Origin of the sequence: Bacteroides sp. DH3716P (assembly GCF_025914115.1) — a bacterium.
GTDB classification, from domain to species: Bacteria; Bacteroidota; Bacteroidia; order Bacteroidales; family Bacteroidaceae; genus Bacteroides; species Bacteroides ovatus.
Window position 1 is genome coordinate 5,579,440 of record NZ_CP083673.1, and the last position, 11,548, is coordinate 5,590,987.

Below are 11,548 nucleotides of genomic sequence, written 5' to 3' on the forward strand. Positions count from 1 at the left end.
ACACCGTCAATAGGGCATTGGCGGCTGTCGGGGATACCTTGGGTATTAAACTTAAACATAATGCTGCTTAATTTTAATTAGTTACTTATACTAGTTTGCTTATATGAATATGAAATGCTTTATTCTTAGTAATAACAATATATATAAACCTTTGTTTATAATTATATTTTTGATGGCTTTCAATGGCGTAAGATGCAATAATGGTAGTGAAATAATTGTAAAATCTGTAATCCCTGATAGAGGTATTGTGGATCCGCATGTAATTATTGTTAATGATACTTTATATTGTATGTTTGGTCACGATAAATCATGGCACACAGTTGACACTTGGGTGATGGATAGATGGGAGTTGTGGGCAACTGCAGACTTGACAGAATGGATTCATATATTAGATATCTCTCCGGCTTCGACTTATATAGGGGATAAACCAAATTGTTGGGCCGGAGATTTAGCAGAAAAGGATGGTAAGTTTTACTGGTATTTTTCTAACAAAAACATAGATACTGGTGTTATGGTTGCTTCGTCAATGAATGGACTGTGGAGCGACGCTTTAAGAAAACCTTTATTACCTCAAGGTTTGGCCAAAACTAAATCTTATGATCCTGAAATCATCAAGGAGGGTAATAGATATTATATCATGTGGGGTGCCGGCACATATTATATTGCAGAATTGGGATATGATATGGTTTCATTAAAAACGAATCCTGAAATGGTTGTTATTGAAGACGACTCCCCTGACTTTATCATTGCGTCACCCAAATCATAACTCTAACCAGTCATCAGTATCAATGAGGTACGCTATAGCTCTCTCCTCCTCTGTGAGGCAGAGAGTTTTTGTTATAGTGTCTTTATTCTCCGGACGTGCAATCTCAATAGTAACTATAGTCTCGGCTATCTTGAGTGTTTCATCTACAGAGTACGGACACCCAGACAATTTTAATAGCCTTTCAAGTTCCTTGTATACTTTCAAAGCAACGAAACATATACAAACATGAGCCTCAATTCTTCTTGGCGTGAAATGGAACATCGGTCTTACATCCAGCGTACCTTTGGTAATACGAAACGACCGTTCCACATTCCATAGATTCTGATAGGCTTCATAGACTTTCTCTGGACTTAGATCCGTATTTGTCTTATACCCTTTTAATCCATCCCACATTGCATCTTCCTTTATCTTTTCCTCATCTATACTGACTGTAATTCCAGAACTGATAGAAAGGAACTTGTTATATCCTCGTTTGTTGATGTCCGCCTTCGTCAGTGTTCCCTTAGAAAAACGTTTTCTTAGCCTTTCCACACCTTGTTCTCTATCGAATGCGTTCTTCTTGGCCCTTTCATCAGAATATCCAACAATAAGCCTGTCTCCATCCGGATATTTGATATCATTGAAGACCCCACTCCGACGCTCTGTTGCAATTATTTTCTCCATTATCCGGCCGGACTCCTTCTTTATCCTGGCACCTATTATATACTTATATCCACCATCACGGAGTAGCTTTACATTCTTTGCGCTCATAAGTCCGGAGTCTGCAATTACTACAAAATCATTGCCGAGATTGAATCTTTGAACAAAATCATCTACGATGGGAAGCATTGTATATCCCTCATATTGTGAACCGTTAAACAGAGAATAAGACAAAGGATATCCTCCACGACTGACAAGAAGTCCTAAAACAACTTGTGAATTTGCATTTTTACCATCTTTGGAAAAACCGGATTCCCGTAACTCGTCCTTATTCGTTGTCTCAAAATAAAGGGTTGTGACATCGTAAAAAAGTATCCCTAAATTCCCACCAAACAATCCTTTGGTATGCTTAACACTTATCTCCTGCACGAGTTCCTGCTGGGTATTATATAGTTTATCGAGATAACGATAAATCTTCTGCAAACTGACATCTTCCTTGAAATGCCGTCTCAGATAATCCACTGTGGCCTTCTTGCTCATGGGAGAGCATATTCTGGATACTACAAGATGACGTAGTTCCTCATCCTGTATGATATTGAATCCGATTTTATCGTAAACTTTATTGATGATTCTCTGAGGTGAATTCAGAGAAGTACTTATTATATTGGATACAATGTACTCAGTCATTGAATTCTCTTACCGTCTTAGTTTTTCACACTCATCATCAGGGAAGCTTATGGTTTGCTGTCCACCGTAATGGGCTATCCAATTCTTTCCTTCATCTACAAGTTGACGAATTTCATTCTCGGTTGTACCCACACCTATGACATGGAGTTCCGTAAATCTACCGGAACTCTTATCGGCGATGACAACACTGGTCGAGCCGGATCGATTCTTTTTCCTACGCACAAACATAGCACGAAGATACAAAATTTCAGTGCGTCACCCAAATTAGACTTAAAAACACTGCTACAGATACCTATAGGGCAGGTTCATGAGAAAATTTTAAAAAAGTGATAAAGTCAGGAAAACGAATCCTGAAATGGTTGTTATTGAAGACGACTCCGGTAATAAGGTTCCTACAGCCGATAAATCGTGCGTGTTTTTTAGGAATGGATGGTACTATCTTTCATGGGGGAATAATTATGCTATGTCGAGAAAACTTAAGGGACCTTATCGATATATTGGTAAATTCCCCACAGGAGGACATGCCAGCGTCTTTGAATTTAAGGGTAAATGGTATGCTATCCAGGAAAAGAGTGAAACTAATATTTTTTATAGAGGAACTCAAATCAGAGTGCTATCTTTTAATCAAGATGGAACTATAATTTTGTCCCAAGAAGAAAATGACTCGTCACATGTGAAAGCTTATAATTTCAAGTACTCTACACAAGGATGGTCGGGAGAAACCGGAACTGAAGTAAAACGTGATTGTCCATGTAATATTTATGGACATACTACAGCAAAGAACGCAATCATATCTTCTACCAAATTCTTACATTTCCGGGTAACAGATGATTCGAAGTTAAAAATAAGACTTAAAAACGTCAGTAAATCCAAGACAATAAAAGTTGCTGTTTGCAGCTATAACTTTGATAAGGGCTTTTTTAAACTAGCTCCCAAATATGTAGACTGGAATACACAGGAGTGGATTGAAAAAGAATTGTTGTTACGTGATGATTTATATCAGGAGGTGACAATCAATTTGAATGAATTTAAAACTATAGGTAAATTTGTCCATCAGATTGCTATAATGCCGGTACCTGATATAACAGATGCTGAATGGCAGATAGAAAGTGTTACAATAAATTAAAAAAATATACGTTATGAATTACAAAAAAATTAAATTGTTTCTAATTTTGATTATAATTAGCGCTCCAGGTATTTTATATGCAGATATTTCCATGCAGAATGTGTCAGGTAGGGAGAAACAGAGCTTGAATGGTGTATGGAATATTCTTATCGATGCATATGACGAGGGGTTGAAAAAAAAATGGTATATCCTTAGAGATTCAAATAATGGTGGACTTAATGAGCTGTGCTACGAGGGAAATCTTACATTGAGAGTTCCGGGCGACTGGAATCATCAGTTACCTGAATTATATTTATATGAAGGGCATATTTGGTATCAGCGTAGGTTTGACTCTAAAATCCTTCCAGATAAAAGAATGTTTTTACATTTTGGAGCTGTAAGTAATAACTGTATTGTCTTTCTTAACGGTGAAAAGATAGGTGAACATAAGGGAGGGTTTACTCCTTTTCAGTTTGAAGTAACTGGAAAATTAAAGGAGAAAGATAATTATATTATATTACGGGTAGATAATATAAGAGGTGAAAATACTATTCCGGCTCTTAGTTTTGATTGGTGGAATTATGGTGGAATAACAAGGGATGTTGATTTAGTGTATGTTCCTGAAAATTATATCCAAGACTATTTCATACGTGTAGACAATAATGATACAGGGAAGTTGGATATCAAGGTCAAATTGAATGGTGAAAATGTGTCCCGAAAGGAGATAGTTGTTGAACTGAACGAAATAAATAAGAAAATCACTTTAAAGACAGACGAAAATGGTATTGCTCGTTCATCAAAAAAGATTTCATTAGAACTGTGGTCACCTGAGAAACCTAAGTTGTATGATGTTGCGATTACTTCCGGTAATGACAAAATAACAGATAGGATAGGATTCAGAAGCATAAAGGTTGATGGCAATAAGCTCTTATTAAATGGGAAACCTATATATTTACGAGGAGTAAACTTTCACGAAGAGATAGCCAACGAGAAACGGAGAGCTTATTCTAAAGCTGATGCAGAGTTTCTTGTAAATAGTGCGTTAGAAATGAATTGTAATTTTATTCGCCTGGCTCATTATCCTCAAAGCGAATATACTGTAAGGCTTGCAGAAGAAAAGGGGATCTTAATGTGGGAAGAGATACCATTGTGGCAGAAAATTAATTTTGCTTCTGAGGAGGTCTGCAAACTTGCGGAGACTATGGCCGATGAGATGATTCAAAGGGATAAAAACAGATGTGGTGTGATTATATGGAGTATCAGTAATGAGACTTCAAAATTTAGCAAGCCAAGAAACAAATTCCTGGCTGAATTGGTTACTAGGGTAAAGAGCTTGGATAATACGAGACTAGTATCTTCTGCTCTCCACCAGTCACAAGCTGTGAAAGAAGATGAATGGACTGTAATGAAACTTGAAGATCCTTTAATTGAACTTTTAGATGTTGTGGGATATAATAAATATCTAGGTTGGTACCAGAAATTCCCTTGCGAGCCGGAAAATCTGAAATGGGAAGCATATGGAAAACCTCTTATAATAAGTGAATTTGGGGCTGAATGTGTACAAGGTAATAATTTAGGAGATACTACTAATCTAAACTCATGGAGCGAAACTTATATGGAGAATGTTTATAAGAAGGATTTAATATCTTTCGATAATTCAGAAGATATAGTAGGACTTTCACCATGGATTTTATTCGATTTTAGAGTCCCTCGTCGTTCGCATGCTTTATTTCAAAAAGGGTGGAACAGGAAAGGATTAATATCACCAGAATATAGAAAGAAGAATGCCTGGTATGTGATGAAGTGTTATTATGATAAAAAATATTATGAGTGTAAAGAATAAATCTTTTTTAGTTTCTGATAATGATGTGTTTCTGGATGTTAACCTTACAGTCAGTGAGAGTAAACGTCTTATAGCAAAAGGAATAATCAATATGCCTTTAGTAAAAGATAAATTACAAAAAGGTATGATTATAATAACTAAAGGTTCTACTAATTCATATATTGCAGAGGAACTGATGAAGAAAACTATAGAGCATGGCAGTTTCCTTCTTGGACATTTTGTTCCTTCTGGAAAAAAAGCACTAAATATTAAGAAGAACCATATTAAAGAAATAGTATTTGAGAATGGAAAACTTATTGATATAAGTTATTCTGAAGCTCTAAGGTTATTGAAACCTGGAGATCTGGTTTTAAAGGGTGGTAATCTTTTAAATTACTCTAGAAAACAAGCTGCGGTGTGTATAGGTGCATATGATGGCGGTACAACTCATAAGTTTCTACCATATGTGGGTGAGAATAAAGCCAACTTGGTGATTCCTATTGGTCTTGAGAAAGAAACTTCTCTGAACTTGGAAGATTCTGAAAATGTTTTAAATGCTAATAATGAAAGATTAGGTTCTATACCTAAACTTTATTTATATAAAACCGGAATGATTTTTACAGAGATAGAGGCTATCCAACAGTATGCAAATGTAAAGGTCTTTTTATACGGCCTTGGTGGATTGTCTGGAAGAGAAGGAGGTATATCATTGATTGTTGTAGGGACAAAGGAAGAAATAATAAAAGTGAAATCATTGATTGAAACTATTAAAGGTGAACCTCCTTTTTAGATTAAAACTTCATGGAGTGATAAAATCTATGTGTCTAGTATTTCAGAAAGGGGGAAATGGGATGCCAGTGTCATCTTTCAGAACTGACAGATGAGACCGTAATTCAAACTGTGTCAATCTTAAACAAACCTGATTATCTCAAATATTACTTTCGGATAAACATCTGAAAATCAGATGTGTTTGAGGTAATATTGAACTAAATAAATGATAAGCTAGAGGGTTGACACAGTTTTATTTACGTAGCCCTGACAGATAGCCATTAAAAAAAGTGTCATGATTCATTAAATCACGACACTTTTAATGCTCAGCTTTAGAAACTGAATGTAGTATCTTCTAATCCCTTTGATGATAGATTAATGACTGTTTTTTCGTTTTTGCCGTTTGACTGTACAGTGACAAGCAAAGTTCCGTTTTGTGCCTTACGGCGGTCGGTCTTGAAATTTCCTGTATAATACAAGTTAGGTGAGTCTATACCGATAAGTTTTGCTCCACCCGTTACGGTAACGATGATTTCATTTTCTGCTTCAGGCACTGTTCTGCCTTTATCGTCTGTCAGTCTTACCTCAATTATATTAATATCTTTTCCGTTTCTTGACATTTCTTTCCAAATCGGATTGGCCTGAATCTTAGAAACGGTTCCTGTTGTTTCAAGCTTGCATGTACCGACTTTCTTTCCGTTGCGGTAGCCTATAGCTTCAAGTTTTCCGGGTTTGTATGATACTTCAAACTCTGCATAATATGTGTCCTTTCCTGTTTCCTTTCTTCCTAAAGACTTGCCGTTTAGCTTCAGTTCTATTTCATCACAGTTGTTGTATACTGTGACAAATGTTTTCTCGCCTTCTCTTTTATTCCAGCTGAACACCCTCTCTTTGCTTAATACGACACGTTCGCCAGCCTGTCCGTATGTAGTGTACTCCAAAGGTTCTGATGCTGAGACATCGCAAGAAGTGATGAATATCCTTGGTTCCTCAGTCCAACATGCTTCGTACATAGCCCCTTCATATTTCTTGTTTAATGTAAGATCCAGTAGCGATGAGTTCCATCCTCTTCTTCCAAGTTCTTTAGTCTCTCCTAAGTAATCTATACCTGTCCAGATGAATCCTCCTATTACATAAGGATTGTCTCTCATTGCAATATGATAGCATAGTTCCTTGTTGACTTCACTTCCAAAGCACAGTTTCTCAGGGTATTTTTCGTGCATGGGTCTGTACATGTCCTTGCTGCCAAAATCGCGTTCTATGTAATTGAATCCCATAATCGGCAATTGTTCTGTTACTCCATTCTTGTCTGTAAGTTTACAATTGTTGTCGCCTACACATGATGGTCTTGTAGGATCTAACTCCTTGCATAGAGCCAGCATTGGTGCTATCGTTTCTCCTGCGTGTTTATAGTGCCTGTAATCTGGAATCTCATTTCCTACTCCCCAGATTATTACTGATGGATGATTTCTGTCTCTTTTTATCATATCTGCCAAATCGGTACGCCACCATTCATTGTAGAGATGGTTATATCCATTCATTGCTTTTCCGGTAGGATTTTCTGTCCAATTTACTTGCCATCCGCTGGTCCATTCGTCGAAGGCTTCGTCCATTACATAAAATCCCATACTGTCGCATACTTCATAGAAGGCCGGTTCAAAAGGGTTATGCGATGTTCTTAAAGCATTACATCCCATTTCTTTTAATTTACTCAGACGGTATATCCAGACTTTTCTCGGTACTGCGGCACCGAGACTACCGGCTTCATGATGGAGGCAAACGCCTTTCAATTTTGTTTCAACGCCGTTGACAAAAAGTCCTGCTCCGGGTACGAAATCGATTTTTCGTATACCTATCTCCGTAACTGCATCGTCCAGAATTTTGCCATTGTATTCTATCTCACTTTTTACAGTATAGAGATATGGTGTTTTGTCGCTCCACAGATTTGGATTATTGAAAGTAACGGTTTGTGTCGCTTTATAGTTCGTTTCGTAGTTTTCGATGACATGATTGTTTTCTGTTCTTGCCACTTCATTTCCATCATGGTCGTAAATTATAGTACGGATAATACAGTCATGTTTTCTTGGAGCATTCTTCCATTTGTTCTCTTCACGCAGCCATCTGTTTTTTTTAAATAGTTTTATTTCATTCTCATCGAAGAATGTGCCCATGATTTCATAATTCGCTTTTATTGTGGCTGTATGTTTTTCTGCTATAGGAGTGGTAATATAGATACCTCCATTATGGCGGAAATGAACATAGTTTGTTTTTATCAGATGAACGTTTCTGTATATTCCTGACCCGTGATACCATCTGTCTGCTCCGGGATTACTGTTATCAACCCTTACAGCTATTACGTTTTCTCCTCCAAACTTGAGTTTATCAGTAAGGTCATATCTGAATGTTGAGTATCCGTATGGCCTTTTTCCAAGGTAACTGCCATTAATCCACACTTCGGAATTCATAAATACACCGTCGAACTGTATTACAAACTGTTTGTTTAAATCTTCTTTGGCAATAGTAAAGGTTTTTCTGTACCATCCTAATCCCTCGGGGAAGAAACCGTTGTTTTTCCCGGCAGGGAAATCCGGTGTATAGTCTCCCTCAATACTCCAGTCGTGTGGCAGATTAAGAGTTCTCCATTGTGAGTCATCATAGTTGACTTCTCTTCTCTCAGGGCTGTCTCCTAATAAGAATTTCCATCCCATGTTGAAATCTTCTGTAACTCTTATTTTAGTTTCTGTAGAGGGGGCTGCTTTTAACAGTGCCCCCATGAGAATTAATGTTAAGGAAAGTAGTAGTTTCATATTCATTTTGTAAATTTATTATTATAATTTTTCTCCGACTCCCTGAAGTGAAGCATCGTGATTCCACATTATGTACCAAGGATCTTTAGTCTTCAACTGCCACTCTTTTAGCTCTTTTTTCATTTGTTCGAGTATGTCTGTATAGTCTTTTTTCAAAGCCAGATTGTTTATTTCATCAGGGTCTTCTTTAAGATTATAAAGCTCGAATTCCGGTCTGTGAAGATAGGAGTCAGTAGTGCGCTTACCGAAATGTGTCAGATTGTTTCTGTAAATGCTTTGCCATGTTGACGAAATCCATAAATCGGATGCAAACGGATATTCCAAAGGATGGGCTATGTTCCATATTATTTTATAGTCACCTTTTCTCATTACCCTCATTGGATAATACATTGTGATCTCATGGAATGTATGTGAAGCGAAAATCCTGTCCCATCCTTCATGAGATTCACCCTCTATAACCGGTAGGAAGGAGCGTCCCATAAATTCTTCATCCTTGGTGTTTATACCTGCCATGTCAAGTATGGTAGGGGTCATGTCGACCCATGAAATCATTGCATCGTTTGTAATTCCTTTTGACTTGATGAATGGTGAGCTAATTATACAAGGTAACTTTAGCCCCGGCTCATACACAGTAGTTTTAGCTCCGGGGAAAGCCATTCCATTATCTGAAATATAGATAATTATAGTATTATCGGCTTTTCCTGATTCTTTCAGATATGAAAGAAGTTTACCCATACCCTGGTCTACTCTGGAAACTGACTGATAATATTGTGCGATTTCCTCTCTTGTTTCTTTGTTGTCAGGTAGGAATGAAGGAACAATGACACTGTCCGGCGAATATACTATATTGGTACATCCTTTGTATCCGTCTTTTCTGTTACCGAACGGATTGGGGGAACGCCAGTCGTCAACTTTTTCTGTAAATCCGCTACGATGTGGGTCGTCAGTACAGAAATAGAGGAAAAATGGTTTTTCAGAATTGAAAATCTCTTTACAGTTTTCTGCCATTTCTACAGTATTTCGTGGATTGGCTTTATATACTTTGTCGAAATGATATACGGATTCAGGAGCTACATGATATTTGCCTATTCTGCCTGTAAAATATCCATTCTCTGAAAGGATTACAGGAAGAGAACGCACATCCTTAAAAGTACTGAAATGATGGTAATCGTGTGTATGGCCGTATGCTCCGATAGCGTGCCCATATTTTCCGGTAAGAAGGACCGAACGGCTTGCTGCTGAGCTTGCACTTGTGCAATATGCTTGAGTAAATCTTACTCCATTAGCAGCAAGCGAGTCCATATTAGGGGTTTTGATAATGTTGTTTCCGTAGCATCCCAGTGCATCCATACCATGGTCGTCTGTCACAAACAGTATGATATTAGGGCGTTTTAAAGAGGTGGTTTCTTTGATTTTTCCGGTGCTGTTACTGCATCCGTAAAGTGCGGGTATGAACGTCAGTGCATAGCCTAAGCTCTTTATATTATTGTTCATGGTAAATTATTTTAGTATGTATCCTTGTTTTTTGTTAAGTCCCGTGCCTTTAAACTCTTGAAGTTGCTTCATCAGCTCTATTTGCATCTTTTGTGCAATGGTTCTCTTGTCTGCATCATTATAGCAGTTCTTAAGTTCAAACGGGTCTTCTTTCATATCGATGAGCCAAGGAGATTCTTTCTTATCAATAATCAGTTTATATCTTCCGTCGGTCGCTGCAGCCCACCATCCATCGCATTGTGCGAAATGAACAATTCTGTTTCCATCCACTATTTTATCTTTACTTGTAAAATCGGCTGATGTATCTTCTCCATGGAATTTCGCATCCGTCTTTATACTCATCAGAGAAAGTATGGTTGGCGCAAAGTCTGTATTAACATAAGCTTTGTTTATTACTTTTCCGGCTTTGATTTTACCAGGGTATCTTATTACAAACGGTATGCGTGATGAAGCCTCGTAAGGGACACCCTTGTTTCTTCTCTTATGCTCGTAGAACATATCCCCATGGTCGGAAGTGAAAACTACGATTGTATTGTCGAGCAGGTTATTATCTTCGAGGAACTTCAGTATTCTTCCTACGCTGTCGTCAATATGTTTTACCATTCCGAAATATTGTTTCAGTGCATTTGCGTCGAAAGACTTAGCTTCATTTTTGTCTTTCTCTCCACCCATTCCCCAGTTTGGCCGCTGTGATGCATATTCAGGTTTCATTGTAAAAGGCATTTCCGGCTTCATGTTTTTGTACATATCGTGATATGGGGGGGCGAGCATAGTCCGGAGTGTGAGGATCCGGAATTGACAACATCAGACAGAAAGGTTTGTTTTTGTCCCTTTCAAGTATTTCAAGAGCTTTGTCTGTAAAGAAGTCTGTAAGATGGATTATTTCATTCGCAGGAAGTTTAGCTGCTGCTTTATCACCGATACCTGCCACTACTTTACCGTTTTTTATATGAAAGTAAGGAGCGTGTCCTCCTGTCATCATGTATGTATTATCCTGGAATCCTCCATTATATTTTATGCCGAACGTGTATTTATTCTCATCTCCGGCAAGATGCCATTTGCCTACATACGATGTGGCATAGCCGTTTTCGCTTAATATGGATGCAAATGTGGGGATTTTATCACTCAGAAACATTCCGTTCTTGGGCGCTCCTGTTGCTTGTGGGTAGAGGCCTGTAATCATCGAGGCTCTTGATGGTGTTGATACCGGCGAGCTGCAGTAATATCTCATACATATAGCTCCTTCGCTGGCTATTCTGTCTATGTTGGGGGTTGTTGAATTGCATCCTTTTCCCCAAACAAAAGCTTCTTGTTCAGGCATAAGGTTCTGATAACAGCTTAAGGTTCTGAAACTGTGCTCGTCTGTATGGATTATGACCAGGTTTGGTTTTTCGGCAGCTGATATTCCTGTAATTGGTGCGCAGCCTGTTAACACCATTAATGTAAATTTATTCATCGCT

The 11,548-nt window shown here is 37.9% G+C and carries 10 protein-coding genes; 4 read left to right on the forward strand and 6 right to left on the reverse strand.

The features are described from left to right. Positions 1-103: 103 nt before the first annotated feature. Positions 104-766 carry a family 43 glycosylhydrolase gene (locus KQP79_RS21320; protein ID WP_080599524.1) on the forward strand — a complete coding sequence of 221 codons (663 nt, stop codon included), beginning with the start codon at positions 104-106 and terminating at the stop codon, positions 764-766. Here the strand turns inward: KQP79_RS21320 and KQP79_RS21325 are convergent. Both KQP79_RS21325 and KQP79_RS21330 read right to left on the reverse strand, forming a co-directional pair. Next, positions 761-2,092 (reverse strand): IS1634 family transposase, encoded by a 1,332-nt coding sequence (locus tag KQP79_RS21325; protein ID WP_004320073.1) that lies wholly within the window; start codon positions 2,090-2,092, stop codon positions 761-763. The two genes, KQP79_RS21320 and KQP79_RS21325, sit on opposite strands and share 6 nt — an antisense overlap. A gap of 9 nt (positions 2,093-2,101) precedes the next feature. Next, complete coding sequence (locus tag KQP79_RS21330) at positions 2,102-2,314, reverse strand: hypothetical protein (protein ID WP_234120961.1); 213 nt, start codon at positions 2,312-2,314, stop codon at positions 2,102-2,104. Between the two features lie 133 nt (positions 2,315-2,447). Here KQP79_RS21330 and KQP79_RS21335 point away from each other — a divergent pair, with 133 nt between their 5' ends. Genes KQP79_RS21335 through KQP79_RS21345 form a run of 3 tightly spaced genes read left to right on the forward strand, consistent with a single transcriptional unit; the run spans position 2,448 to position 5,809 of the window. Beyond that, positions 2,448-3,218, forward strand: coding sequence for a hypothetical protein (locus tag KQP79_RS21335; RefSeq protein WP_004320071.1), 771 nt, complete (start codon positions 2,448-2,450; stop codon positions 3,216-3,218). A gap of 13 nt (positions 3,219-3,231) precedes the next feature. After that, a complete protein-coding gene (locus KQP79_RS21340) occupies positions 3,232-5,040 on the forward strand; it encodes a glycoside hydrolase family 2 protein (RefSeq protein ID WP_004320069.1) in 1,809 nt (602 codons plus the stop codon). Then, on the forward strand, positions 5,024-5,809 hold the full coding sequence (locus KQP79_RS21345) for a hypothetical protein (protein WP_004320067.1): 786 nt from the start codon (positions 5,024-5,026) through the stop codon (positions 5,807-5,809). Before KQP79_RS21340 ends, KQP79_RS21345 begins: the two co-directional genes overlap by 17 nt. A gap of 310 nt (positions 5,810-6,119) precedes the next feature. Here KQP79_RS21345 and KQP79_RS21350 read toward each other — a convergent pair whose 3' ends face one another. Genes KQP79_RS21350 through KQP79_RS21365 form a run of 4 tightly spaced genes read right to left on the reverse strand, consistent with a single transcriptional unit; the run spans position 6,120 to position 11,544 of the window. Next, positions 6,120-8,594 (reverse strand): glycoside hydrolase family 2 protein, encoded by a 2,475-nt coding sequence (locus tag KQP79_RS21350; RefSeq protein ID WP_234120963.1) that lies wholly within the window; start codon positions 8,592-8,594, stop codon positions 6,120-6,122. A 21-nt stretch (positions 8,595-8,615) separates the two neighbouring features. Beyond that, positions 8,616-10,088 (reverse strand): sulfatase, encoded by a 1,473-nt coding sequence (locus tag KQP79_RS21355; RefSeq protein WP_004320064.1) that lies wholly within the window; start codon positions 10,086-10,088, stop codon positions 8,616-8,618. A 6-nt stretch (positions 10,089-10,094) separates the two neighbouring features. Beyond that, the gene (locus tag KQP79_RS21360; protein ID WP_234120964.1) at positions 10,095-10,799 is read right to left on the reverse strand and encodes a sulfatase-like hydrolase/transferase; all 705 of its coding nucleotides are present in this window, start codon (positions 10,797-10,799) and stop codon (positions 10,095-10,097) included. Further along, a complete protein-coding gene (locus tag KQP79_RS21365) occupies positions 10,789-11,544 on the reverse strand; it encodes a sulfatase-like hydrolase/transferase (protein WP_317218943.1) in 756 nt (251 codons plus the stop codon). The genes KQP79_RS21360 and KQP79_RS21365 overlap by 11 nt, the downstream gene beginning before the upstream one ends. Positions 11,545-11,548: the final 4 nt, after the last annotated feature.